Source organism: Bacillus sp. JJ1503 (assembly GCF_036965125.1).
In the GTDB taxonomy this organism is placed as follows: Bacteria; Bacillota; Bacilli; order Bacillales; family Cytobacillaceae; genus Cytobacillus.
The window spans coordinates 16,642-17,598 of sequence record NZ_JBALOZ010000252.1; the positions used below are offsets into that span (position 1 = coordinate 16,642).

General features: G+C 37.1%; 1 protein-coding gene. It reads right to left on the minus strand.

Annotated features, from left to right (window positions below):
- Positions 1-216: 216 nt before the first annotated feature.
- Positions 217-957: FMN-binding glutamate synthase family protein (locus tag V7149_RS18880; RefSeq protein ID WP_335347143.1), on the minus strand; the 741-nt coding region annotated here is incomplete at its 5' end.

A 957-nucleotide genomic window follows, 5' to 3' on the forward strand; every position in this document is an offset into this window, starting at 1 on the left:
TCCCGTTTATTTTCTAATAAAACAATTTAGACTTGATTTTTATATATATTAAGGGGTAAACCCAGATTGGAACGTACATTGGCACTTTTGATATACACTTTGATTTAGTTTGGAAAGGTGGAGAATGAGTCTAGTTGTCTAGGTTTATTTAACTTTTGAAAAAACTATAAGAAGAAAAAAGTCTGCTACAATCTTATGTAACAGACTTTCTCTTATTTATGAAATAGAAATGAGTTGTTTTTTATCATCATTTTGTTTTACATGCTCAATCGTTTTTACATGAAAGTTTTGATCTACAAATACGACATGTTTTTCATTGAATTGTCTAGGTGATGTCAAACCTGCAGCTGCTGCTAGCGTAAACAATTCTTCACGAAGCGTTGTTATATAGTTTGTCACCCGGTATCTTTTCTCTTCTATGACTAAAGCTTTTTGAAGCTTTGGATTTGTTGTGGCCACTCCTACTGGACATTCGTTGGATTGACATTTTTGGGCACCGATACATCCGACTGAAATCATCAAGCCTCTGGCAACGTGTACAATATCTGCTCCAAGAGATAGCGCAATGGCAATTCGATCTGGAGAGAATAATTTACCGCTGGCAATTAACGTGACTTTGTCTCGCATATTATATTTCTTCAATACTCTTTGAGCTATCATTAAAGCAGGTTTAATTGGGAGTCCGACAGAATCAGCCATTGCTTGATAAGTCGCTCCAGTTCCGCCTTCTCCGCCATCAATGGTGATGAAATCAGGGTATCTTTTCATAATCGCCATATAAGCAGCAAATTCTTCAAATGTTTCTTCACTGCCGATGACCATTTTAATTCCGACAGGCTTACCGGATTCGTCCCGTATTCTTTCAATAAAGTCCATCATGGAATCCAAATCATCGAATTCCTCAAAACGGTTCGGTGAATCAATGGTTTTATATGGTTCTACTCCTCGGATCTCAGC